The sequence below is a fragment of the Microbacterium kyungheense genome, from assembly GCF_006783905.1.
Classification (GTDB): domain Bacteria; phylum Actinomycetota; class Actinomycetes; order Actinomycetales; family Microbacteriaceae; genus Microbacterium; species Microbacterium kyungheense.
Window position 1 is genome coordinate 473168 of sequence record NZ_VFPE01000001.1, and the last position, 23929, is coordinate 497096.

At 70.1% G+C, this 23929-nt stretch carries 21 protein-coding genes; 9 read left to right on the plus strand and 12 right to left on the minus strand.

The features are described from left to right. Window positions 1-71: 71 nt before the first annotated feature. From FB391_RS02130 to FB391_RS02140, 3 genes are all read right to left on the minus strand, one after another. Window positions 72-965 carry an IniB N-terminal domain-containing protein gene (locus FB391_RS02130; protein WP_141892634.1) on the minus strand — a complete coding sequence of 298 codons (894 nt, stop codon included), beginning with the start codon at window positions 963-965 and terminating at the stop codon, window positions 72-74. Between the two features lie 110 nt (window positions 966-1075). Beyond that, a complete protein-coding gene (locus FB391_RS02135; RefSeq protein WP_141892635.1) occupies window positions 1076-3589 on the minus strand; it encodes a LuxR C-terminal-related transcriptional regulator in 2514 nt (837 codons plus the stop codon). Next, window positions 3589-5496 carry an Hsp70 family protein gene (locus tag FB391_RS02140; RefSeq protein ID WP_141892636.1) on the minus strand — a complete coding sequence of 636 codons (1908 nt, stop codon included), beginning with the start codon at window positions 5494-5496 and terminating at the stop codon, window positions 3589-3591. Before FB391_RS02140 ends, FB391_RS02135 begins: the two co-directional genes overlap by 1 nt. Window positions 5497-5798: 302 nt before the next feature. Here FB391_RS02140 and groES point away from each other — a divergent pair, with 302 nt between their 5' ends. Next, on the plus strand, window positions 5799-6095 hold the full coding sequence (gene groES / locus FB391_RS02145) for a co-chaperone GroES (RefSeq protein WP_045275440.1): 297 nt from the start codon (window positions 5799-5801) through the stop codon (window positions 6093-6095). A gap of 244 nt (window positions 6096-6339) precedes the next feature. Continuing rightward, complete coding sequence (rarD, locus tag FB391_RS02150) at window positions 6340-7260, plus strand: EamA family transporter RarD (RefSeq protein ID WP_425462938.1); 921 nt, start codon at window positions 6340-6342, stop codon at window positions 7258-7260. Window positions 7261-7525: 265 nt separating this feature from the next. On the opposite strand, the gene FB391_RS02155 is transcribed toward rarD, so the two are convergent. Genes FB391_RS02155 through FB391_RS02165 form a run of 3 tightly spaced genes read right to left on the minus strand, consistent with a single transcriptional unit; the run spans window position 7526 to window position 10439 of the window. Next, entirely contained in the window at window positions 7526-7852 is a 327-nt protein-coding gene (locus tag FB391_RS02155) for a metal-sensitive transcriptional regulator (RefSeq protein ID WP_141892637.1), read from the minus strand. 11 nt (window positions 7853-7863) lie between these two features. Further along, the gene (locus tag FB391_RS02160; protein WP_141892638.1) at window positions 7864-10215 is read right to left on the minus strand and encodes a heavy metal translocating P-type ATPase; all 2352 of its coding nucleotides are present in this window, start codon (window positions 10213-10215) and stop codon (window positions 7864-7866) included. Further along, window positions 10215-10439, minus strand: a complete 225-nt coding sequence (locus tag FB391_RS02165) for a heavy-metal-associated domain-containing protein (RefSeq protein ID WP_141892639.1) — start codon at window positions 10437-10439, stop codon at window positions 10215-10217. The genes FB391_RS02160 and FB391_RS02165 overlap by 1 nt, the downstream gene beginning before the upstream one ends. A gap of 235 nt (window positions 10440-10674) precedes the next feature. Between FB391_RS02165 and FB391_RS02170 the strand changes: the two genes are divergently transcribed. Next, window positions 10675-12027, plus strand: a complete 1353-nt coding sequence (locus tag FB391_RS02170; RefSeq protein WP_141892640.1) for an ABC transporter substrate-binding protein — start codon at window positions 10675-10677, stop codon at window positions 12025-12027. Between the two features lie 159 nt (window positions 12028-12186). Here the strand turns inward: FB391_RS02170 and FB391_RS02175 are convergent, their stop codons facing one another. From FB391_RS02175 to FB391_RS02190, 4 genes are read right to left on the minus strand one after another with little or no spacing between them, the layout of a single operon-like run. Continuing rightward, entirely contained in the window at window positions 12187-12951 is a 765-nt protein-coding gene (locus FB391_RS02175) for an ABC transporter ATP-binding protein (RefSeq protein ID WP_141892641.1), read from the minus strand. After that, on the minus strand, window positions 12948-13949 hold the full coding sequence (locus FB391_RS02180; protein WP_141892642.1) for an ABC transporter ATP-binding protein: 1002 nt from the start codon (window positions 13947-13949) through the stop codon (window positions 12948-12950). The genes FB391_RS02175 and FB391_RS02180 overlap by 4 nt, the downstream gene beginning before the upstream one ends. Continuing rightward, complete coding sequence (locus FB391_RS02185) at window positions 13939-14919, minus strand: branched-chain amino acid ABC transporter permease (RefSeq protein ID WP_141892643.1); 981 nt, start codon at window positions 14917-14919, stop codon at window positions 13939-13941. Before FB391_RS02185 ends, FB391_RS02180 begins: the two co-directional genes overlap by 11 nt. An 8-nt stretch (window positions 14920-14927) precedes the next feature. Continuing rightward, window positions 14928-16187, minus strand: coding sequence for a branched-chain amino acid ABC transporter permease (locus tag FB391_RS02190; RefSeq protein WP_141893610.1), 1260 nt, complete (start codon window positions 16185-16187; stop codon window positions 14928-14930). A 354-nt stretch (window positions 16188-16541) separates the two neighbouring features. Here FB391_RS02190 and guaB point away from each other — a divergent pair, with 354 nt between their 5' ends. Together guaB and FB391_RS19855 are read left to right on the plus strand one after the other, a co-directional pair. After that, complete coding sequence (gene guaB, locus FB391_RS02195) at window positions 16542-18044, plus strand: IMP dehydrogenase (RefSeq protein ID WP_141892644.1); 1503 nt, start codon at window positions 16542-16544, stop codon at window positions 18042-18044. Window positions 18045-18373: 329 nt separating this feature from the next. Beyond that, window positions 18374-18760 (plus strand): PDDEXK family nuclease, encoded by a 387-nt coding sequence (locus FB391_RS19855; protein WP_246093324.1) that lies wholly within the window; start codon window positions 18374-18376, stop codon window positions 18758-18760. 112 nt (window positions 18761-18872) lie between these two features. On the opposite strand, the gene FB391_RS02205 is transcribed toward FB391_RS19855, so the two are convergent. Then, window positions 18873-19982, minus strand: a complete 1110-nt coding sequence (locus tag FB391_RS02205) for an FAD-dependent oxidoreductase (RefSeq protein ID WP_141892645.1) — start codon at window positions 19980-19982, stop codon at window positions 18873-18875. A gap of 136 nt (window positions 19983-20118) precedes the next feature. On the opposite strand from FB391_RS02205, the gene FB391_RS02210 reads away from it, so the two are divergent. Continuing rightward, window positions 20119-20742: a TMEM175 family protein gene (locus FB391_RS02210; RefSeq protein WP_141892646.1), complete on the plus strand. Its 624-nt coding sequence runs from the start codon at window positions 20119-20121 to the stop codon at window positions 20740-20742. Between the two features lie 66 nt (window positions 20743-20808). On the opposite strand, the gene FB391_RS02215 is transcribed toward FB391_RS02210, so the two are convergent. Beyond that, the gene (locus FB391_RS02215) at window positions 20809-22275 is read right to left on the minus strand and encodes a DHA2 family efflux MFS transporter permease subunit (RefSeq protein ID WP_141892647.1); all 1467 of its coding nucleotides are present in this window, start codon (window positions 22273-22275) and stop codon (window positions 20809-20811) included. A gap of 96 nt (window positions 22276-22371) precedes the next feature. Here FB391_RS02215 and FB391_RS02220 point away from each other — a divergent pair, with 96 nt between their 5' ends. The 3 genes from FB391_RS02220 to FB391_RS02230 are packed head-to-tail and all read left to right on the plus strand — an operon-like array spanning window position 22372 to window position 23875. After that, window positions 22372-23046 (plus strand): TetR/AcrR family transcriptional regulator, encoded by a 675-nt coding sequence (locus FB391_RS02220; RefSeq protein ID WP_141892648.1) that lies wholly within the window; start codon window positions 22372-22374, stop codon window positions 23044-23046. A 23-nt stretch (window positions 23047-23069) separates the two neighbouring features. After that, window positions 23070-23558 (plus strand): type II toxin-antitoxin system RatA family toxin, encoded by a 489-nt coding sequence (locus tag FB391_RS02225; RefSeq protein WP_141892649.1) that lies wholly within the window; start codon window positions 23070-23072, stop codon window positions 23556-23558. Window positions 23559-23590: 32 nt separating this feature from the next. Then, the gene (locus FB391_RS02230) at window positions 23591-23875 is read left to right on the plus strand and encodes a DUF2277 domain-containing protein (RefSeq protein ID WP_141892650.1); all 285 of its coding nucleotides are present in this window, start codon (window positions 23591-23593) and stop codon (window positions 23873-23875) included. The last annotated feature ends 54 nt before the right edge of the window (window positions 23876-23929 follow it).

Genomic DNA, 23929 nt, shown 5'->3' on the forward strand with positions numbered 1-23929 from the left:
GGGCTGCGAGGGGACGACGGCGGGCCGGGCAGAGCCCTGCCCGCCCGGATACGTCGATTCGGCCACTGTCGCTACTGCTCTTCGGTGAGGTCGTCGGCGTAGGCGACCTCGTCGACGACGGCCGGCTCGGCCGGCTCGCTCCACACCGCATCGTCCACCTCGGGTGCCGGAGCGTCGTAGGCGGGCACCGAGGGGACGCTCTCGACGACGTCGACCGCGTCCTGAGGGACACCGGCGTCGACCGAGGCCGCGAGCTGTTCATCCGGTTGGAGCATCGCCTGCTGGTCGACCGTCTCCTCTGCCAGGGCGTCGAGGTCGGTCTCGACCGGAACTGCTGCTCCCGCGTCCGCATCGTCGGCCGAGTCTGCATCCGAGCCGGATCCGGAGCCGGCGCCGACGCCGGCGCCGGCGCCGGCCTCAGCGCCCGGTGCGGCATCCGTGGCATCGTCTGGCGGATCGACGACGCCGGGCAGTCCGGCAAGGGTGTCGTCGCCCGCATCGGCGTCGACGTTGCTCGAGTTGTCGATCGTGGTGTCCTCGCCGGCGGCGATCGACCCGTCGCCGGACGCGATCCCGGCGGACTGGTCGAAGATCTGGCTCACGTCACCGCCCTCGGTCCAGATGTTCTGGTTCACCGATTGGTCGATGATCGTGGAGCGGTTGTCGATCATCGTCCAACTCGTGGTGATCCGCGTGAGCTCGTTGACGACATCGGCGTGACTCGCGGGGGCGGCGTGCGTACTCGCGGGCTGCGGATGCGCAGCTGTGCGCGGGACGACATCGGGACGGTCGTAGATGACCGGTGCGACTGCCCGGACGTCGTCGGCGCACAGTCCCGCCAGCTTGTTCTTGGCCAGCGTGGTCTCAGGGTCGTCCTCGAGCTCTTTGAGCGCCGCGGGATCGCGCAGCAGGCTCAGGATGAACTCGATGATCGAGTTGGCGACAGTCGCCAGAGGCGTGGTCATCTCTCAACACCTCCACGGTGATGATCATCTGCGGGTGGAATCAGGGTAGGTGAGCACCATCGCGGGAGCATCGGGAGTTCCCCCGATGCTCCGGAGCGTCTGGTGCGGGGTCACGGGAGCGACTCCTCGGGTGCGGCCCGCGTGGGCGGCGCGGCGACGTCCAATGCGATGCGCAACTTCGCAAGCAGGTCCGATCGGGACGTCGCATCGAGGCGGCGCCGGATATGCGCGATGTGGTGTTCGGCGGTTCGAGGCGAGATGAAGATCGCCTCGCCGATCTCTGCGTACGTCTTGCCCTGCAGCACGAGTTCTGCCACTTCGCGCTCCCGCTCGCTGAGCGGGCTGTCGCCCGCGGAGTCGGGGGCTTCGGCGTGCTCCCCGCCGTCTGCCGGCCGGAGCGAATCGCGCGGGTGAAGCTCGCGCGCGCACGCCAGAAGGCGCGCGATCACCTTGCGGTCGTCCGAGCGGCCGGCTCCGTGTCCGGCCAGCCGCGCACCGTCCCATGCCAGCCCGACCGTGGCCAGACCCCGAGCGGCGTTCTCGACGGCGTCGGGGTCGACCGTGCCTGCCAGCACCGACGTCCACACGCGCCCCGCCTGTGCCATGCGCGCGGCGAGGCGGTTGTGGGATGCGGCGGACACCATCGCGCGTGCGTGCGGGATGAGAGCTTTCGGGCGGTTGAGCAGGATTCCACGCTGGATGCCTGCCCAGTGGAGCGAGGTCGACCACGCCGGCGGCTCACCCAGTGCGGCGACGAGGCTCAGACCGGCTTCGAAGGACGCCTCCATCGCTTCGGGAGCGCCGACACGCGCCGCGGCGATGACCAGCTCGCCCAGCGGCAGCAGCGAGTAGAGGTCAGGCTCGACGCGGGTGATGCGGGCGTGCGATGCCTCCCACACTGCAGCGAGGCCGGCAGCGTCATCGTAGCGGCGGGCGAGTCCGATCTCGATGGTCGCGGCGAAGGCGTCGTCGCGCGGAGAGAGCGCCCTGCCGTGCGTCGCGCGCGCCAGGGCCGCGCGGGCCTCGACGGGACGCTCCCGCTGCAGCGAGATCCAGGCCGACCACAGCTCGAGCCGGGGCTCGCGGTGGGACCCGCCCTGAGCTCCGGTGAGCGCGTCGTCGACGATCGTCTGCGCGGACTTGAGATCGCCGAGGCCGATCGCCGCCGCGGCCGCGATCACGGCGGGGAGCTCGACGGATGGGCCGGAGTCGGCCGATGCCGTGTACAGCTCCGACGCCCGCTGCAGGTCCGACAGCGCAGAGATCGGGGTCGTCGCCGACAGCGTCGCAACCAGGCCGCGATCGAGGAGCTCGTAGGCGGTCAGCAGCAGGGAAGGCGGTGTGGGCATCGGCGATCCGGGCGCGACCGCCTGTGGTGCGGGAGTGCGCCCCGCCCCCGCGGCCGCGACGCGCGCTCGCGTGGCCGAGGCGGGGTCATCGCGCGGGATCCTCGCGCGATACGTCTCGTCCGCGAGCCTGACCATGCCGCGGTCGGCCCAGAGCGCAGCAGCCAGGTCGGCGAGCTCGCCCGAGGAATCGGCCGGTGCCGACGCGGCGTGCGTGTCGAGCAGCACCCCCGCTTCATCGAGTCGGCCGAGCATCCACGCGGCCTGGGCGCGTTCGCGGACCATCGCCGCGGGATCGGCGCCGCAGGCCACCGACTGCTCGAGCAGTGCGGCGGCGAGCGCAGCGTCGCCCGGCAGTACGGCTCGGGCCCGTGCAGCCAGGGCCGCAGAGGCACGCGCATCTGTGATGCCATCGAAGCTCCGGAGCACCACCTCGTCTCGTAATGCGGACGAGCCCGGCGACTGGATGGCGTCGATCACTCGCGTGACCGGCGCCACAGCGCGCACCGACTCGGCCACGACCGGCGCAGGCCTGCCGTCGCCGGTGAGCAGGCCCTCGGCGTATCCTTCCGAGAGCAGCGACTCCAGGTCCTCACCCCGGCCGTCGGCATTCGCCAGCGGAGCCAGGCCGAGCGACAGATCATCGACCAGCCTGCGCAGATCCGGGGAGACCGACATCAGTCGGTGCAGGATGCGGGGCCGCAGGCTCTCGTGCAGCGTACGGTGTTCCGGGTCGTCGGCGCAGTCCGTGTCGTCATGCGCGCCGACACACTCGTGGACGAGCCAGGCGATGCCCCCGGTGAGGTGCAGGACCGCGTCCTCGCAGTCGCCGAGATCCGGGCGCTCCGAGCGCAACTGCGGCCGCGTCACCTCGCCCAGCAGGATCGCGGGGTGACTGCGCTCGAGGCGGAACAGCACCGGCGCGAGTTCCGCCGGGGCGGGCCACGTCCGCGCGGCCACGATGAGTCCGGCATCGGGGTCGTCTGCGCGATCCGCGAGCACACGCAGTCGGTCCACGTCGAGCTGGTGCGCGTCGTCGACGAGGAGGACTGTCGAGGGGGGCGTCGCGGGGATGTCGGTCGCGGCGCGCGACATCACCGTCTCGACGCCCTCGTCCGCCAGCATGCGCGCGAGGCTCCGCAGCAGCGTCGATTTGCCGGACCCGGCGCTGCCAGAGACGACTGCCCGCGCGCTCTCACCCGGGAACCGGATGTCGTCGAGTTGGGCATGCGATGCCGTCCAGTCGCGTGCGACGATCAGCGTGGGAAGCGCGGACATCATTGCGGATCGGGGAGGGAGGGCGGCGTCGGGTCCGGCGTCGGCTGTGGCTGTGGCTGCGTCTGCGGCTCGGGTTCGGGCTGGGGCTCGGGATCGGGTTGCGGCTGCGGCTCGGGTTCGGGCTGAGGGTCGGGATCGGGGGTCGGAGCCGGCTCCGGGTCGGCGGCCGGTGCGGGCTCGGGATCGGTGGTCGGGCCCGGGTCGGGGTCCGTAGATGGGACCGGTGCGGGATCGGCCACTGACGCAGGATCTGTCGTGGGATCCGGCTCGGGACTGGTCGACGTCGACGAGCCGTTCCCGTCCGCGGCGGAGCCCCCGTCGCCGTTCGCCGACGGCGACGTCGTACCGGGTGCCGGCACCTGGTTGCCGGCTCGCGGGGCGACGGAAGTGCCGGGCGCACGATCGTCCGGGGCTGGCTTCTTCGGCGCATCGACCCGGGGGTTCGCGACGCGCGTCTCCGGTTCGACCGCCTCATCCTCGGGCGCGGTCGGTCCCTGTTCGGATGCCGCGGCCTCCACCGCCTGCCCCGTACCGGGTGCGGCCTGGCGCGGGTCGGCGTACGCGGGGGTGTCCAGACCGATGCGCGACGCGCTGCCGAGAGTCGACGAGCTGAGCAGCACCATGCCGCTCGCGAGCACGAGCGCCCCGCCGGCCATCGCCGTCGTCGCGGGAAGCCGTTGGAACCACCGGCGACGCTTGGGTTCGCTCGTGGCGGAGCTTCCCGCCGCGGCGTGGGCGGATGCGGCCGGCCGCGCGGCATCGGCCACGACGAGTGCGGATGCGGCCGCCGCCCCGTCTTCCAGGCCGACCAGCTCACCGGGGGTGCGCGTCAAGCGGTCGATGAGGACTCGGCTCGCGCCGAGGGCGACGATCGCCTTGGGGTCGGCATCCACAGCGATGCGCACATCGAATCGCTCGGACAGGAGTTGCGCGACGCGCGGAATCCGTGATGAGCCCCCGGTCAGCAGGATCGCATCGAGACGGTCGCCGATGTCGTACGTCTCGAGAGAGTCGTGCAGCACGTCGATCGTGCGCTCGATGCCTGCTCCGATGAGGTCCTCGAACTCGCTGCGCGTGATCCGCACCGAGCTCGCCGAACCCGCGACGAGGACCGGGATCGCGGCCTCGGAATCGAACGAGAGGGCCTCCTTGGCCTCGATGCATTCACGGCGCAGCGACGCGAGTCCCACGCGAGCCCCGGCGTCGGACGCCAGTTCGTCGGCGGTCAGGCCCGCCGCCGCGACGGTCGTGCGCAGCACCAGGTCGTCGAAGTCCGCGCCGCCGAAGTCGCCGATGCCGGTCGGGGTCCCGATGATCCGCAGCTCATCGACGTCCTTGCCGACCAGGGCCACATCGAACGTTCCTCCGCCGAGGTCGTAGACCGCCAGCACCTTGCCCGGTGGCAGAGGGGACGCGGACTCGTAGTGCCAGGCCGCGGCGACCGGCTCGCTCACCAGTTCCACCCGGCACTCCGACTCGCGTGCGAGCGCCGCCGTGACGAGGCTCCTCCGGTAGTCGCCCCACGCGACGGGGACCGTCACGATGATCGCCTCGGGATGGGTTCCCTGGCGTTCCGCGACCGCTTCGACGACCCACGTGACGGTTCGTGCGAACAGATCCTCGGGTGCGTAGCGGTGGCCGGCCGCGACGACGGGCACGTCGTCCCCGATGCGTCGCTTGAATTCGCGGATCAGTCGCTCCGGCTGGGCCAGTCCGCGACGTTCGGCCGCCTCGCCGAACAGCAGGTCCTCGTCGCAGACGAAGACGGCACTCGGCGCGCTGTCCGCTTGTCTGCCCAGCGCGAAGCGGGTCGTCTCGATGTTTCCCTCAGCATCGACGCTCGCGATGGATGCCGCGATCCTGCTCGTTCCCACATCCACGGCGAGGACGTACGTCCTCAACGACATGCGCCCGAACTCCCCAATTCAGGACAATGGTCCCCCGCGGTCAGTTCTACCACCATGAGTGGGATGACGCGAGGGGTGGGTCGTGGAACTCGGTCATGTCAACCCTGAGGGCGCTGGCGGGTGACCTGATACACCTCGACCGAATCGTCGCTGTCCGGTAGGCGCGAGCCCGGCTGGCCGCGTGCGTGACGCGCATTGGCACTCACGTTGCGTGAGTGCCAATGCGTTGCCTAGACTGGCGTCAGCACTCTCAACGTCAGAGTGCTAACGAGTCTTCAGTCTCAAGAAAGAAGAGGTAGACCGTGTCGGTTTCCATCAAGCCGCTCGAGGACCGCATCGTCATCAAGCAGGTCGAGGCCGAGCAGACCACGTCCAGCGGTCTGGTCATCCCCGACACCGCCAAGGAGAAGCCCCAGGAGGGCGAGGTCGTGGCGGTGGGCCCCGGCCGCATCGACGACAACGGCAACCGCATCCCGCTCGACGTCGCCGTCGGCGACCGCGTGATCTACAGCAAGTACGGCGGCACCGAGGTCAAGTTCGGCGGCGACGAGTTCCTCGTCCTGTCGGCTCGCGACGTGCTCGCGGTCGTCGTCCGCTGAGTCCAGCGCACTCCGCGTACCGAGAGGGTCGGGTGCTTCGGCATCCGGCCCTCTCGTCGTTCCCGGGCGTGGCAGGCATCGCACGACGATCGGCAGTCGGAAGGATGTCGGCGGCCCCTGCGCGGCGTCCGCCCCGCGGACGCCGTCCTAGGCTGGAACGGTGAGTTCCGAACCGGCATCCCGCCCCACCGAAGCCGGCGTCGAAGACCTGGCGGAATCCGCCGCCTCCACCGCGGGGATCTCGCTGCCGCCCTCATCGGGCGAGCCGGGCAGGGAGCGGACCCTCGGCACGGTGTACGGGCTCATCGCCTATCTGCTGTGGGGCTTCCTGCCGCTGTACTTCCTGCTGCTCGCGCCGACCGGCCCGTTCGAGCTCGTCGCGTGGCGCATCGTGCTGTCGCTGGTGTTCTGCGCACTGCTGCTCACGGTGACGCGGACGTGGGGGCGCCTGGTCGCCATCATGAAGCAACGGCGGCTGCTGTGGCTCACAGCGCTGGCCGGCGTGCTCATCTACATCAACTGGCAGGTCTTCATCCTCGGGGCGCTGAGCGGCCACGTGATCGAGACGAGCCTCGGCTACTTCGTCAATCCCATCGTGACCGTCATGCTCGGCGTGCTCGTGCTGCACGAGCGGCTGCGCGCGACGCAGTGGGTCGCGATCGGCATCGCGGTCGCGGCCGTGATCGTCATCATCGTGGGGTACGGCGCCTTCCCGTGGATCGCGCTCACGCTGGCGGCATCCTTCGGGCTCTACGGCCTCGTGAAGAAGCAGGTCGGACCGTCCGTCGACGCCGTGAGCGGCCTCACGCTCGAGACGATGTGGCTGACCCCGATCGCCGCGATCGTGCTCGTGGTCGTGGCGGGGACGCAGGGCCTCACGATGGGCGCCTACGGCTGGGAGCACACCGTGCTGCTGAGCCTCACGGGCGTCATCACGGCAGTGCCGCTGCTGCTGTTCGCCGCCGGCGCGCGGCGGGTGTCGCTCACGACGATCGGCTTGCTGCAGTTCGCGGCGCCCATCCTGCAGTTCCTCATCGGCTGGCTCGTGCTGCAGGAGCCCATGCCGCTGGAGCGCTGGATCGGCTTCGGCCTGGTGTGGGTCGCACTGATCGTGCTGACCGTCGACTCGATCGTCCACGCCCGGCGGGTGCGCGCCGCGCGCTGACGCTCTGCCCGGCGCGTGCGCGCAGTCACGCTCTGCCCGGGACGCGCGATCCGCCCCGCAACTTCGTGCGCGTGGCGGGCCGTGGACCGGCTTCGCGCTGCAGAAACCGGCATCCGCTGCACTTTCCGGTGACCCCCGTCAGTCCGCGCTGTCGAAATCGGCATTCGCGCCAGAAAGAAGCGTGCGCACATGCCGATTTCGACAGCGCGAACGAATAGGGCGGGGACATGCGCGGGCGCGAGAATTGCCGGTGGTAGACGCGGCGTCAGCGCACGAGACGCGCGATCGCCTGCGTGGCCTCGGTGATCTTGGCGTCGGCCTCTTCGCCGCCCAGGCGGGCGGCATCCACCACGCAGTGCCGCAGGTGGTCGTCGAGCAGCCCGACGGCCACGGCCTCCAGTGCGGAGGTGAGGGCGCTGATCTGCGTGAGGATGTCGATGCAGTACTTCTCGTCCTCGACCATCTTGTGGACGCCGCGGGCCTGCCCCTCGATGCGCTTGAGGCGGTTGAGGTACTTGTCCTTGTCGGTGATGTAGCCGTGGTGGCCGTGATCGTGGTCCAGGGGAGCCTGATCCAGTGCGGTGTCGGTCATGTCTGACTCCTTCAACGACGTGAGTGCGAGAGGCTGCGGAACCGCCGCAGGCGAAGGCTGTTGCCGACCACGAAGACGCTCGAGAACGCCATGGCCGCTCCCGCGATCATAGGGTTCAAGAGGCCGAGCGCGGCCAGCGGCAGGGCGGCCACGTTGTACGCGAACGCCCAGAACAGGTTCACGCGGATCGTGCCGAGCGTCGCGCGCGACAGCCGGATGGCGTCGGCGGCGCTGCGCAGGTCGCCGCGCACCAGGGTGATGTCGGAGGCCTCGATCGCGGCATCCGTCCCCGTCCCCATGGCGAGGCCGAGGTCTGCCTGCGCGAGCGCCGCGGCGTCGTTCACGCCGTCGCCCACCATGGCCACGACGCGGCCCTCGGCCTGCAGCTCCTTCACCACGGCAACCTTGTCGTGCGGGAGGACCTCGGCGATCACGCGGTCGATCCCCACCTCGTCGGCGATCGCGCGCGCCGCGGCGGCGTTGTCGCCGGTGAGCAGCACGGGGGTGAGTCCGAGCGAGCGCAGTTGGGCGACCGCCTCGGCGCTGGTGGGCTTGACCTGGTCGGCGACCACGAGCACACCGCGCACCTCGCCGTCCCATGCGACGAGCACCGCCGTGCGGCCGAGAGCCTCGGCCGCGTCCTTCGCGGCGGCGATGTCGGCGGGCGCGGTCAATGCCCAATCGGCCAGCAATGCGTCGCGCCCGACGAGCACCGCGTGCCCGTCAACGACGCCGGACACGCCCTTGCCGGGGACGTTCTGGAACGACTCCACCGCGGGCAGCGCGCCGGTCTCGTCGGCCGCCGCGCGGGCGATCGCCTGTGCGATGGGATGCTCGGAGGCGTGCTCGAGGGCCCCGGCGAGGCGCAGCAGCTCCGCGCGGCCGGTGGATGCGGCTGGGCCCACGCGCCCGGAGGCTCCGGGCGAGGTGCCGGCGGCGCCCGGAGGGGGCGTGGGGACCCGCTGTCCCGCGACCACGACGTCGACCAGAGACATGCGGCCGGTCGTCACGGTGCCGGTCTTGTCGAGCACGACGGTGTCGACGGTGCGCGTGGACTCCAGCACCTCGGGACCCTTGATGAGGATGCCGAGCTGAGCGCCGCGCCCCGTCCCGACGAGGAGGGCCGTCGGCGTGGCGAGCCCGAGCGCGCAGGGGCACGCGATGATCAGCACAGCGACCGCGGCGGTGAACGCCATCGACGCCGACGCACCCGTCAGCAGCCAGCCGGCCAGGGTGCCGAGCGCGATCAGCAGCACGATCGGGACGAAGATCCCCGAGATGCGGTCGGCGAGGCGCTGCACCTTGGCCTTGCCCGACTGCGCGTCCTCGACGAGCCGCGCCATCTGCGCGAGCTGGGTGTCGTCGCCCACGCGCGTGGCGCGCACGACAAGGCGACCGCCGGCGTTGACCGTCGCGCCGATCACGGCATCGCCGGGCGCGACCTCGACGGGGACGGATTCGCCCGTCACCATCGAAGCGTCCACAGCGGAGGTGCCCGAGGCGACGACGCCGTCGGTCGCGATCTTCTCACCCGGGCGCACGACGAACTCCTCGCCGGCGCGCAGCTCGGCGATCGGCACGCGCACCTCGGCGACGGCGCCGTCGGCAGCGGGGCGCAGCACGGCGACGTCCTTCGCGCCGATCTCGAGGAGAGCGCGCAAGGCGGCGCCGGCGCGGCGCTTGGACCGCTGCTCGAAGTAGCGTCCGGCGAGCACGAACGTCGTCACGCCGGCGGCGACCTCGAGGTAGATGTCGCCGGCGCCGTCGCTCGGCGTCACCGACCACTCGAACGCGTGGGTCATGCCGGGCATGCCGGCGTGGCCGAAGAACAGCGCGTACAGCGACGACAGGAACGCCGCCGAGACGCCGAGCGAGATGAGCGTGTCCATCGTCGCCGCGCCGTGGCGCAGGTTGATCCAGGCCGCGCGGTGGAACGGCCAGGCGCCCCACACCACGACCGGCGCCGCGAGCGCGAGCGACGCCCACTGCCAGTACGTGAACTGCAGCGCGGGGATCATGGCCAGCAGGACCACCGGCGCCGACAGCACGATCGAGCCGATCAGCCGCTGGCGCAGGCTCGCGAGTTCGGGATCGGCGGGCTCGTCACCCGTCGTGTCGATGGCGGCAGCGGCCGGGGGAGCGGGCAGCACGGCGGTGTAGCCCGTCTTGACGACCTCGTCGATGAGTGCCTGAGGATCGACGCCCGCGGGTGCGCTCACGACGGCCTTCTCGGTCGCGTAGTTGACGGACGCCTCGACCCCGTCCATCCGGTTCAGGCGCTTCTCGATCCGCGCGGCGCACGAGGCGCACGTCATCCCGCCGATCTCGAGTTCGATCCGGGCGGTCGGGGCCGAGGACGACATCAGGCGCGGACCGCGGTGTAGCCCGCCTCGTCGACGGCCGCGATGACGGCCTCGTCGGCGAGGTCCGCCGCAGAGACGATGCGCAGCGTGCCGTCGGCGGCGCTCACCTGCACGTCCTCGACGCCGGCGAGCTTCGACACCTCGCCGCGCACGGACGCCTCGCAGTGCCCGCAGCTCATCCCCGTCACTTTGTACTCGACAGTGCTCTTCTCGAAGCCGGTCATGTCGTCGCCCTTCTCGTGAGGTTCCAAGGATACCCCTGAGGGGTACCGCGGAACGAGCTTATACCCACCAGGGGTATACCGGGTCGAATCAACGAGATCGGATCGAAATCCCCCGGTCCAGCCCGTTACACATCGTTAACGAACGGCAACATTCGCGAACGCTTGTCGCGGTTAGGTTGGGGTCACCGGGACGGCACCCCGATGCCGTCCCTTGTCCATACAAGCAAGGAGCATTATGAGCGTCTTCACCCGCTCGCGCGCCGCGACGATCCTCGGCGGCCTCGCCCTGGTCGGCGTGAGCGCGCTCGTCCTGGCCGGATGCTCGGGCAGTTCGACCCCGGACTCGACCGACGATGCCAAGGCCAGCGACTTCGAGTTCCCGATCGATTGCGACGCGGCAGAGCCCGCTGCGTACTCCCCGGAATACACGTCAACGTCGACGGGTCCGGCGACCGATCTCACCTACACGATCGGCACGGCGCTGCCCGTCACCGGCAACCTCGCCTTCCTCGGCCCGCCCGAGATCGCGGGCACTGAGTTCGCGGCGTCGGACGTCAACGCGGCCGGCAAGGGCATCAACATCAACCTCGTGCAGGGCGACTCGGGTGACACCGACAACAAGGCCTACGAGACCGAGATCCCGCGCGTGCTCGGCGAAGGCGCCACCGCGATCATCGGCGCCGCGTCGTCGGGAACGTCGTTGCAGTTCATCGACCAGGTGATCGCCGCCAACGCGATCCAGTTCTCGCCGGCCAACACGTCGGCTGCCTTCACGGGATACGAGGACAACGGCCTGTACTGGCGCACCGCTCCGTCGGACGTGCTGCAGGGCGAGGTGCTCGGCAACCTGATCGCCGGCGACGGCAACGAGACGCTCGGCATGATCGTGCTGAACGACTCGTACGGCACCGGTCTGGCCTGCTTCACCAAGAAGTCGTTCGAGGCCGCCGGCGGCAACGTCGTCGCCGCGTCGCTCTACAACACGGGTGACACGAACTTCTCGGCGCAGGTCGAGGACGTCCTCGCGGCCGACCCGGACGCGATCGCGCTGATCACGTTCGAAGAGGTCAAGACGATCATCCCCGAGCTCGTGGGCGCCGACTACCCGAAGGACAAGATGTACTTCGTCGACGGCAACCTCTCGAACTTCGGCGACGAGTTCGACGAGGGCACGCTGACCGGCGCGAAGGGCACCTACCCCGCGGTCGACCCGGCCTCGATCGAGCAGTTCCGCACCGACCTGAACGCCTTCTACACCGGCCAGGGCAACCCTGAGCTGAAGGACTTCACCTACGGTCCGGAGTCGTACGACGCAGTGATCCTGCTGGCGCTGGCCGCCCTCGAGGCGGGCTCGTCTGCTGGTCCTGACGTGGCTGCGCACCTGCAGAACGTCTCGGGCACCAACGGCGGAACGAAGTGCACCACGTTCGCGGAGTGCGCCGACATCATCATCAGCGGCGAGACCGCCGACTATGACGGTGTGTCGGGTCCGATCACGTTCAACGAGGTCGGCGACCCGACCGAGGCGACGATCGGCGTCTTCGAGTACGGCGACGACAACAACTACTCGTTCCTCAACATCGGCTGAGACGAGCTGACAGGCGGGGCCCCGGTCTTCGGACCGGGGCCCCGCTCTCGTTCGAGCCACCTGCGGCGCGCGGACGACGGCCCCGCAGACAGCAGAAGCAGAGAGTGGATGCCGCGGCATCCACTCTCTGCTTTCTCGCTGTCGGCCGCAGCCGACGCGTCAGGCCCCGAGGGTGCCCAGGTACAGGCCGATCACGTTCGGGTCGTTGAGCAGCTCGCGGCCCGTGCCGGTGTAGGCGTCGCGGCCCTGGTCGAGGACGTAGCCGCGGTCGCAGATCTGCAGGCAGCGGCGCGCGTTCTGCTCGACCATGACGGTCGTGACGCCGGCCTTGTTGATCTCGGAGACCCGCAGGAACGCCTCGTCCTGCCGGGACGGCGACAGACCGGCGGACGGCTCGTCCAGCAGCAGCACGTGCGGGTCCATCATGAGGGCGCGGCCCATGGCCACCATCTGGCGTTCACCGCCCGACAGCGAGCCGGCGCGCTGCTGCAGCCGCTTGCCGAGGTCGGGGAAGACCGATGTGATGAAGTCGACCCGCTCCGCGTAGATCTTGGGCCGCTGGTAGGCGCCCATCTGCAGGTTCTCGGCGATCGTCAGGCTGGGGAAGACGTTGTTCGTCTGAGGCACGAACCCCACGCCCTTCGCGACCAGCTTGTTCGCGCGGAGCCCCGTGATGTCTTCGCCGTTGAGGACGACAGAGCCTTCGCGGATCTTGACCTGACCGAAGATGGCCTTGAGCATCGTCGACTTGCCGGCGCCGTTGGGGCCGATGATGCCGATGAGCTCGCCCTTCGCGGCGGTCAGGCTCGCCCCGTTGAGGATGTTGACGCCCGGGAGGTAGCCGGCGGTCACGCTCCGCACCTCGATCACGTTCTGCGCGGTCGGGGTGGGGGCGGGCGCGGGCGCCTGTGCCGTGTCGCTCACTTCTGCTCCTCCGGTTCGTCGCCGTCGTGCGGCAGGGGCTCGGCGCTCTCGATCTCGATCGCCTGATCCAGCTCGCGCGCAGTCTCGACCAGCTCCTGTGCCTCCGCGGTGAGCTGGCCCTCGATGCGACCGGTCACCACGCCGAGGTCGACGTCCTGGTGCGCGCCGAGGTACGCGTCGATGACGGCCTGGTCCTTCATGACGGTCTCGGGCGGACCCTCGGCGACGATCCTGCCTTCGGCCATCACCACGACCCAGTCCGCGATGTGACGCACCATGTGCATGTCGTGCTCGACGAAGAGCACGGTCATGCCGAGGTCCTTGAGATCGAGGATGTGGTCGAGCAGCGACTCGGTGAGGGCAGGGTTCACGCCGGCCATCGGCTCGTCGAGCATCACGAGGGTCGGGTCGCTCATGAGCGCCCGGGCCATCTCGAGCAGCTTGCGCTGACCGCCCGACAGCGACGCGGCGTAGTCCTTCTCTTTGGCGTCGAGCTTGAAGCGCACGAGCAGGTCGCGGGCCTTGTCTTCGATCTCGCTCTCCTGCTTGCGCCACAGGAACGGCAGGATGCTCGCCCAGATCCGCTCACCGGACTGGCGCGTGGCGCCGAGCTTCATGTTCTCGAGCACCGTGAGCAGGCCGAGGGACTTCGTGAGCTGGAACGTGCGCACCTGCCCCATGCGGGCCGCCTTGAAGGCGGGGATGCCGGCCAGATTGGTGCCGTCGAACGACCACGATCCCTCATTGGGCTTGTCGAACCCCGTGAGCAGGTTGAACAGCGTGGTCTTGCCGGCGCCGTTCGGGCCGATGAGCGCCGTGATGGCGTTGCGCGGGATCTCGAGATGTTCGACGTCGACGGCGGTCAGACCGCCGAAGACGCGCGTGACGCCGTCGGCGACGATGATCGGATCGACCTTCTCGACACCGGGGCGGGCTTCGCCCTTGTGCAGGCCCGTCGACTTGGGCCTGCGGGTCGGGGGGACTACCTCAGCGGACAAAGGTCAGCTCCTTCTTGCTTCCGAGGATGCCCTGCGGGCGGAAGATCACCAGGAGCATCAGCGCCACGCCCACGAGCACGAACACGAGCATCTGGCTCTGCTCGGTGGTGAGGAACGGCAGCCAGCCGATCTCGACGAGCGCCGGCAGCAGGTTCGAGAGGAACGCGCGGACCATCCAGAACAGCACGGCGCCCAGCACCGGTCCGAAGATCGTGGCCGCACCGCCGAGCAGCAGCGCCGTCCACACGTAGAAGGTCTGCGACGTCACGTACACGTTCGGGTTGACGTTCGTCCCCATCGCCGTGACGATGCCGCCCGCCGCGATGATGATGCCGCCCACGATCAGCGCCTGCATCTTGAAGGCGAAGACGTTCTTGCCGAGCGAGCGCACCGCGTCCTCGTCTTCGCGGATGCCGCGCAGCACGCGACCCCACGGGCTGCTCATGAGCAGCCAGACGAACAGCACAGTGATCGCGATGACGATCGTCCCGACGATGATGACCCACCACTGGTCGGACTGGTACGTCCACGGGCCGAAGCCCCACCGGCCGGGCGGGAGCGGGTTGCTCGCGCGGAACCCGGCCTGGAATCCGGACAGGCCGTCGGCGGATCCCGTCACGCCCCGGAAGGCCGAGGTGAGGAACAGCAGGCGGAGCACCTCGGCGGCCGCGATCGTCACGATCGCGAGGTAGTCGCCCCGCAGCCGCAGCGTGGGGACACCCAGGATGATGGCGAAGATGACCGACCCGGCGAGGCCGATGAGGGCCGCCAGCGGCCAGGGGATCCCGAACGAGAGGATCGAGATCGCGAAGCCGTAAGCGCCGATGGCCATGAAACCCGCGACACCCATGTTGAGCAGTCCCGCGAAGCCGAAGTGCACCGAGAGCCCGATGGCGGCGAGCACGTAGCCGAGCGTCGCCGGCGCGAGGATCTGCGCGAGCGTGTTGTTGATGATCTGGAGCCAGTTCATAGCGCGCCTTATCCGATTCGCTCTCGGCGACCGAGGATGCCCTGTGGGCGGAACAGCAGGATCACGATCAGCACGACCAGCGCGCCGACGTACTTGAGGTCGGAGGGGATCCAGAGCGTCGACAGCTCGACCAGGAGTCCCACGATCAGCGACCCGATGAGCGCCCCGAAGGCCGTGCCGAGACCGCCGAGGGTCACCGCCGCGAAGATGAGCAGCAGGATGCTGGTGCCCATGTCCCATTTGATGCCCGGGCGGAAGTACGCCCACAGGATGCCGGACAGGCCCGCGAGCGCGGCCGCGACGATCCACACCACGCGGACGACGGCATCCACGTCGATGCCGCTGGCCGACGCGAGCGACGGGTTGTCGGACACCGCCCTGGTGGCCCGCCCGATGCGGGTGCGCATGAGCCACCACGCGAAGATCCCGATCACGACGATCGACAGCGCCATGCTGATGACGTCGGTGACCGTGAGGCGGATCGGCCCGAGACCGGGTATCGAGGCCGCCACCGCACCCGGCAGCTGCTGCGTGCCGCCTCCGATGAAGATCTGGTACGTGTAGCGCAGCGCCAGCGAGAGGCCGATCGAGACGATCATGAGCTGCACGGTGCCGAGGCCTTTGCGTCGCAGCGGACGCCAGATCCCGGCATCCATCCCCCATCCGAAGACGGCGGACACCGCGACCGCGAGGGGGATGGCGAGCCAGATCGACAGCCCGAAGCCGGTCGTGAACAGCAGCGCGGCCAGCGCGCCGAAGGTCACCATCTCGCCGTGCGCGAAGTTCGACAGGCCCGTCGTGCCGTAGACGAGCGAGAGGCCGATCGCGGCGAGGGCGAGCATCAGGCCGAAGTTCAGGCCGTTGACCGCGCGTGAGAGGAACTGATCCCAGAAGCTCACCGTGGTGCGCTCTGCCGCGCCCAGCGTGAAGTTGCGGGTGACGGTGTTCGACGGGCCGAAGGTGACCTCTTGCGTGAACTCGAAGTCATCGGGCACGGCCACCGTGTCGGGCAGGCTGTCCTCGTCGAGCTCGACCGTGTAGGTCACGTCCTTCGACGGCACCGGCACGCGCCAGCTGCCGTTCTCGGCGGTGGTCGCCTCGCCCTCGAAGTCGTCGCCGGTGACGGTGATCGTGGCGCCCTCGATGGGTTCGCCCGCCGAGCGCACGTTGCCGGCGATCGCATACGGATAGTCGGCCGGATCGTCGTCGGCCGCGAAGGCCGGCGGGGCCAGGCTCACAAGCAGCGCCGCCACCAACAGGGTGAACAGGGCGGCGAGCGCGAATGGTCGCGCGGACCGGTGTCGCCGCCGCGCGAGTGCGGTCGTATTGCCCACAGAACCTCCAGTTCGCCACCACGCGGACACCGAAGCTCGGGTCGCATCGGCCGTGATGGCGACGCTACGACTGTAATGTGTCGTCGCTGTTTCGCCTACGGTCACCTGTGGATACGTGATCCGATCGAAATCGCACCGGACAGGCCTCACGCGCGCGCCCTCGCGCGTGCCGTTTCTGCGGGAACAAATCGGCCCCTTCGCGCGCTTAGAATCGAAGACGGAGCGTCACAAACGCGCCGGCCGCCGCCGCCCACCCCTCAATCGAACGCGCCGCGCGCGAGGAGACCCATGGAGCACAACGACCCCTTCGGCTTCGTCGGACTGACCTACGACGATGTGCTGCTGCTGCCCGGGCACACCGACGTGATCCCGAGCGAGGCGGACACCTCGTCGCGGCTCACGCGGCGCATCACGGTGGCCACGCCGCTGGCCTCCGCCGCGATGGACACCGTCACCGAGGCCCGCCTCGCGATCGCGATCGCGCGCGAGGGCGGCATCGGCATCATCCACCGCAACCTCTCCATCGAGGACCAGGCGTCGATGGTCGACCGCGTCAAGCGCAGCGAGTCCGGCATGATCACCGACCCGATCACGACGACCCCCGACGCGACGATCGAAGAGGTCGACTCGCTGTGCGCGCAGTACCGCATCTCGGGCCTTCCCGTCGTCGACGCCGACAACCACCTCGTGGGCATCGTGACCAACCGCGACATGCGCTTCGTCTCGGGCTTCGAGCGCCAGACCACCAAGGTGCGCGACGTCATGACGACCGAGAACCTCGTCACGGGCCGCGTCGGCATCAGCGCCGGCGAGGTCATCGCGCTGTTCGCCCGGCACCGTGTCGAGAAGCTGCCCCTCATCGACGAGGACGGCACCCTGGCCGGCCTCATCACCATCAAGGACTTCGACAAGAGCGAGAAGTACCCGCTCGCCACCAAGGACGAGCAGGGCCGTCTGCGCGTCGGCGCCGCCATCGGCTTCTTCGGGGACGCGTGGCAGCGCGCCGAGGCGCTGCGCGATGCCGGTGTGGACGTCATCGTCGTCGACACCGCCAACGGCCAGTCCGCCGGCGTCATCGACATGGTGCGCCGCCTGAAGGCCGACGAGTCGTTCGCCCACATCGACGTCGTGGGCGGCAACGTCGCGACGCGCGAGGGCGCCCAGGCGCTCATCGACGCGGGTGTCGACGCCGTCAAGGTCGGCGTCGGCCCGGGCTCGATCTGCACCACCCGCGTCGTCGCCGGCGTCGGCGTGCCCCAGGTCACGGCCATCTACGAGGCGTCGCTCGCGGCGCGCGAGGCGGGCGTGCCCGTCATCGCGGACGGCGGCCTGCAGTACTCGGGCGACATCGCCAAGGCGCTCGTGGCAGGTGCCGACACGGTGATGCTCGGCTCCCTCCTCGCCGGCACCGACGAGTCGCCGGGCGAGATCGTCTTCCAGGGCGGCAAGCAGTTCAAGCAGTACCGCGGCATGGGGTCGCTGGGTGCGCTGCAGACCCGCGGCAAGAAGACCTCGTACTCGAAGGACCGCTACTTCCAGGCCGACGTCCCCAGCGACGACAAGCTGATCCCCGAGGGCATCGAGGGGCAGGTCGCGTACCGCGGCCCCGTCTCGGCCGTCGCCTACCAGCTCGTCGGCGGCCTGCGTCAGTCGATGTTCTACGTGGGCGCCCGCACGATCGACGAGCTCAAGGCCAAGGGCAAGTTCGTCCGCATCACGGCCGCCGGGCTGAAGGAATCGCACCCGCACGACGTGCAGATCGTCGTCGAGGCCCCGAACTACAAGAAGTAACCCGCCTCGCGGGAAGAAGAGCGGATGCCGTCGGCCCACCCGGGCCGGCAGCATCCGCTCTTCGCCGTCCCGGCCGCGGCCGCGCCACGCAGACGACAGAGCAGCTTGGCGCCTGGATCGCACGACAGGGGGGAATCGTCCATCGCGATGAGGCGCTGCGAGCGGGAATCGCGCTCGCCGTGGTCCGCGCCTTCGTGCGCGACCGGCACGCGGAGCGGATCCGGCGGGTGTGGCTGGCGGCTCCGGACGCTCCCGCCGATCTGCGCCTGGCGGCGCTGGCAGGTGGGCGGGTCACCTGCACGTCCCTCGCGCAACGGCGAGGCTGGTGGATGCCGGAAGGCATCGGACATGAGCTGCACCTGCACGTCCATCCCGGCTCGGCGTCCGCGCATACCCCGGGCGCGCGGGGCGTCACGCACTGGACGAAGCCGATCGTTCCGGCTGCACGCTCCTTGGTGGGGACCACCGCAGACGCGCTGCTGCACATTGCTCAGTGCCTCGTACTCGTCGGGGATCGTCTGGTCCTGCAGATCGACGGATACGAGTTCCACTCGTCGAGCGCGCAGCGCAGCGCGAACATCGCGCACGACGCAGAACTACGGCTCCGTGGCTACACAGTGCTGCGCTTCAGCTACGCACAGGTCGTCCATGACTGGCCGACCCTGGAGCGCACCGTCCGCCGAGCCGTCGCCGCGGGCCTTCATCTGGCGGCCTGAGGCCACCTCCTGCCTCACAGACTTCGCAGAATGTCACCGAGCTCGCAGGATTCCGCGGGAGATCTGCGAGCTTCGCGCGCATCTGCGACGTTCGCGAAACGGATGCCGTCGGTCAGGCGAGGCGGAACGGCGCGGCGGCGCGGGCGGAGTCGTCCGTCGCGAGGTCGGCGAGCACCGAACCGACCGCGGGCGTGAACTTGAAGCCGTGACCCGAGAAGCCCGCGCCGACGACGATCCGGCCGCGGCGATCGAGCACGAAGTCCTCGGTGTCGGTCGAGGTGTACGTGCAGCTGATCGGCGCGGCGGTGTGGGGTTCGAGGCCCGGGAACCACTCCGCGACGTACTCGCGCAGCTGCGCCGCCTGTTCGGGCACGGGCCGGAAGCTCCGCGCGTCCGGGTCGACGACAGGACCGACCATGTGGAAGCCCACCTTGACGCCCTCGCCGGGGGTGGGCATGCCGTAGACATTGCCGATGGGCCCGCGCTGCGGGTCCACGAAATGGTTGAACGACGGCCACGCGAGGTCGGCCGACCGCGGGGCGAAATGGGCGGGGCTCTCTTCGGTGACGGTCAGGCGCGGGAGCGGAAAGGCATCGGGAAGGATGCCGGCGGTCCAGGCGCCCGCCGTCACCACGACCGTGTCGGCGACGACGTCGAGACGCTCGCCGCCCGCATCCACGGTCAGAGCCACCCCGTACGGCCCCTCGTCGACGACGGTGACCGCGTGTGCGAAGCGGATGTCGGCGCCGCGCGAACGGGCCGCCCGCTCGAGCGCCTCGAGCGCAGCCGCAGCGCGCACGACCCCGGCGTCAGGAGTGAACAGCACGTCCCCGTCGAACCGCATGCCGCGCCAGCGGCGCGCGGCCTCGGTCGCGGCCAGCACCTCCGCGCGCTCGCCGCGGGCGACGAGGGCGCCGTGCACCCCTTCGAGGAGCTGCCGGTCGCCGTGGCTCGCCAGCCCGTGGAGGCGCAGCAGCGGCTCGCCGGTCGTGCGCGCCAGTTCGTCCCATTCGCTGCGCGCAAGGGTGAGCAGGTCGAGGTAGTGGGCGCTGCCGTAGGCGTTGTTGAAGTTGCGGGTGGCGCCGTGCGACGCACCGCGCGTGTGGCCCCGCGCGAACCGCTCCAGCGTCAGCACGCGGTGACCGCGCCGGGCGAGCTGCCACGTGGTGGCCAGACCCATGGCGCCTGCGCCGACGACGACGAACGGAACGTGCTCGGTCACGAGAGTCCTCCCCATGCGCCGGCCGCCGGCTGCGGCATCGGGGCGCACAACCATCCTCTCGCCCTGCGAAGCGCCGGCCGGCGGCATGACGGAGTGTGATGGCGGGCGCCGACTGCCGTGTCGCTAGCCTGGCGCCATGATCAGACAGCGCGCTCACGCGGAGGCGTCGCAGCGCACCGTGCGGCTGGAGGCGTTCACCGACGGCGTGTTCGCGATCGCGGCGACGCTGCTGGTGCTCGACCTCACCTCGCACTCGCTGGGCGCCGTGGACACCGACGCAGAGATGTGGGCGGCGCTCGGCGGCATGTGGGAGCTCTTCCTCAACTTCGCGTTGAGCTTCGCGCTGCTGTGCCTGCTGTGGGTCGAGCACGTGCGACAGTTCGAGCACATCTCTCACGTCGACGGCATGATGATCTGGCTCAACAACGCGCGTCTGCTGTTCATCGTGCTGGTCCCCTTCGCCACGGGCCTTATCACCGAGTACTCGGAGTACTTCGCCGGCAGGCTCGCCATGCCGGTGGCGTTCCTGTGCGCGATCCTGTGCAGCTGGCTGCAGTGGCGCTGGGCGATGCGCCACCGCGAAGAGATGCTGCCCGACATGAGCCAGGCCGAGGCCGCGGCGTACGGTCGCGGTGCGCTGAGCGCCCTCCTCATCGCGATCGTCGTCGTGGCCCTCGCGCCCTGGCTCGGGTCCATCGCCTTCCTGCTCTTCGTCTTCGACGGACCGTTCACGCGCCTGATGCGGGGCAAGGGGGACTGACCGCGCCCTGCGCGCACCGCACCGCCCTCGCCGGTCGGGCGAGGGCGGTGGGCACACGCGGCGAGGTTATGCCGTGGGCGCGAGCTCGGGCTCGGCGGCCTCGGTGCCGGCGGTCGCCCGGGTGGCGGCATCCGATCCCACCGACTTCCCCGCGGGCAGCCACAGTGCGACGACTGCCGCGACGAAGAGCACCGCGGCCCCGGTGAACACCGCGGGACGTGCGGCGTCGACGTAGCTGTCGGGCAGGAGCTCGCCGCCTGCCCCGACGAAGATCGCGGTCATGACAGCCGTGCCCAGTGCGACGCCGAGCTCGCGCACGGTCGAGTTCACGCCCGACGCCTTGGCGTGGTCGACGAGCCCGAGGGTGGCCAGCAGCGCCGTGGCGGACGGGGCGAACACGAGCGCCATGCCGACGCCGGCCATCACGAACGGCGCGATGAGAGTGGGGTAATCCAGGTCGGTCGCCATGACGGCCGCGATCCAGGTGAGCGCGATGCCCTGGAGGGTGAGGCCGACGACGAGCAGCAGGCGCGTGCCGACCCGCGGCGCCAGGATTCCGGCGACCGGAGCGATGAACATCGGTGCGAGGGTCCACGGAGTGGTCTGCACGGCAGCCTCCAGCGGCGATGACCCCTGCACGACCTGCAGGTACTGGATCAGGAGGAACACGGCGCCGAACGTTCCGAAGCTGAAGGCGAATCCGATGATGTTGGTGATCGAGAACGAGCGGTCGCGGAACAGCCGCAGCGGAACCAGCGGCGCCTTCGCGCGCAGCTGCCAGACGAGGAACGCGACGACGAGGACCGCGCCCACGACGATCTCGGCGATCACGCCGAACGAGTCCCAGCCGTCGTCGTTGCCGCGGACGATCGCGTGGACGAGCGCGAGGACGCCCGCGGCGGCGAGCACCGCACCGGGCACGTCGATGCGAGCGCGGGCGCCGAAGTCGTTGTTGAGTACGACGAGGGCGAGAGGGATGGCGATGAGGGCCACGGGCACGTTGATCCAGAAGATCGCCTGCCAGTTCCAGCCCTCCATGATGGCGCCGCCGACGAGCGGGCCGACCGCGACGCCGAGCCCGGCGACGCCGCCCCAGATGCCGATGGCCAGCGGACGGCGCTGCGCCGGCACCGCTCCGCTGAGCAGTGCGAGCGAGAGCGGCATCACGCCAGCGGCACCGAATCCCTGCACGGCGCGCGCGGCGATGAGCTGTCCGGGATCCGTGCTGAGGGCGGCGAGCACAGACCCGGCGCCGAACACGGCGATGCCGATCGCGAAGACCGTCCGGCGGCCGAATCGGTCGCCGAGGGCGGACGCGATGAGGATCGTGCCCGCGAACGCGAGGGTGTAGGCGTTCACGAACCACTGCAGCTCTTCGACGCTGGCCCCCATGTCGCGGTGCAGCACCGGGAGCGCGTTGGTCATGACCAGGTTGTCGAGCGTCGCCATGAACATCGGCAGGGATGCCGCGGCGAGGACGAGGGCGAACGGGCGCGACCGCCGGGTGGCGGTGGGCGGTGCTGCTGCGGACATGGAGATCTCCGGTTGTTATTCGATGATTACTTGCTGGACGACAATGTAGTAATCGACTGATTACAAAGTCAAGTCATTCGCTGATAACCTTTCGACATGACTTCTGCAGCACTGGGCGACGGAGCAGTCGCGGTCGACGAGACGACCGAGGGCGGCAGGCGGCTGTCGTCCGATGAACGGCGCCGGCAGATCCTGCAGGCCGCGCTCGCCGTCTTCGGCGCCCGCGGATACGAGGGAGCCACCACCGACGAGGTCGCGCGAGCCGCCGGCGTCAGCCAGCCGTACGTCGTCCGGCTGTTCGGCTCGAAAGAGAACCTCTTCCTCGCCGCACTCGACGACGCGCTCACACGGACGCTCACGGCGTTCCGCGCGGCGCTCTCCGACACGTCGGCCGATCCCGACCCGTCGATCAGCGAGGAGAAGGCCGCGGGCAAGCGCATCGGGCAGGCGTTCGTCGACCTCATCGAGGTGCGCGGCCTGCACCAGACCCTCGCCCACGGGTATCTGCTCGGCAGCCATCCCGTGATCGGCCCCGCCTCGCGGCGGGGATTCGCGCAGGTATGGCGGTTCTTCCGCGACGAGATGGGGCTCGACGCCGACGGCGCCCGCACGTTCATGGCGGAAGGCATGCTCATCAGCACGATGATCGGCCTGCGGATCGTCGACGACTACGGCTCCGACCCGCAGATCACCGAGCTCTTCCACTCGTGCTTCCCGACCGAGCTCCCGCATGTGCTCGACGTGCTTCCGCGCGGCGACGAGCGCTGGTAGCGACGAGCGCCGGTAGCAGCAGCGTGCCCGTCGTCGAGGCGTCCGCCGTCGTCCCCCTCCCGCCCGATCTCGCGTTCGCCGTCTCGCAGACCACCGGCGCGGTGCGCCTGCGGTGGGACCGCTTCATCCGCCGACAGCAGTTCCTGGACGGAGTGGATGCCGCCGGCAAGGGCGTGCGCACGCTCACGGTGCAGCGCAGCGGGTTGCGGATGGTGAGCGAGTACGTCTCGTACCGGCCGCCGACGTCGGTGGGCATGAAGATGATCGACGGGCCCTGGTTCTTCGAGAAGATGGGCGGCGGCTGGCGCTTCGAACCCGCCGGCGAGGGCACGCGAGCCGTGTGGCGCTACAACTTCTCGTGCCGCCCGGCGTGGCTCGCGCCGCTCGCCGAGTGGATCGGCACCCGGGTGCTGCAGCGTGAGATCGACCGGAGGATCGCGGGGTTCGCGGCCGGGTGCGCGGATCCGGTCGTCGTCGAGGCGGCTCGTCGCGCGGTACTCCGCCCGGGGTGACGACGTCGGGCGTCCGGCGTATCGTCGGGCACATGTGCCGGAACATCCACACGCTCCACAACTTCGAGCCCGCCGCGACCTCCGAAGAGGTCCACGCCGCCGCGCTCCAGTACGTGCGCAAGATCGCGGGCACCACGAAGCCCTCGAAGGCGAACCAGGAGGCGTTCGACCACGCCGTCCACGAGATCGCCCACATCACGCAGCACCTCCTCGACGACCTCGTCGCCGTGGCCCCGCCGAAGAACCGCGAGGTCGAGGCCGCGAAGGCCCGCGAGCGGGCTGTCAGGTCCGGCCGCTACGCCGCCCCGGCGGCCTGATCCCCGCGGTCACGAACGCCGCCGACTCGGATAGTCTGGTCGGCTCCCCTTCGG